The sequence below is a fragment of the Pseudomonas sp. 43(2021) genome, from assembly GCF_017490805.1.
Taxonomy (GTDB): domain Bacteria; phylum Pseudomonadota; class Gammaproteobacteria; order Pseudomonadales; family Pseudomonadaceae; genus Aquipseudomonas.
Window position 1 is genome coordinate 1 of the sequence record NZ_JAFGYJ010000443.1, and the last position, 465, is coordinate 465.

Genomic DNA, 465 nt, shown 5'->3' on the forward strand with positions numbered 1-465 from the left:
GTACTGCATCAACGGCATCACTTATTTCTTCCTGACCTGGTTCCCGGTGTATCTGGTGCAAGAGCGTGGCATGACCATTCTCAAGGCCGGTTTCATCGCTTCGTTGCCGGCCATCTGCGGCTTTATCGGCGGCGTGCTCGGCGGGGTGATTTCCGACTACCTGCTGCGCAAGGGCCATTCGCTGACTTTCGCTCGCAAGGCGCCGATCATCGCCGGTCTGCTGGTGTCGAGCAGCATCGTCGCGTGCAACTATGTTGACGTGGAATGGATGGTGGTGGGCTTCATGGCGCTGGCATTCTTCGGCAAAGGCGTTGGCGCACTGGGCTGGGCGGTGGTTTCCGACACTTCGCCGAAACAGATCGCCGGTCTGAGCGGTGGCCTGTTCAACACCTTCGGCAACATCGCTTCGATCACCACGCCGATCGTGATCGGCTACATCATCAGCTCCACCGGCTCGTTCAAGTG

The 465-nt window shown here is 59.4% G+C and carries 1 pseudogene; it reads left to right on the top strand.

Annotation, left to right across the window (positions count from 1 at the left end):
• Positions 1 to 465 (top strand): annotated as a pseudogene (locus tag J5M71_RS28070) (MFS transporter); the annotation flags it as partial.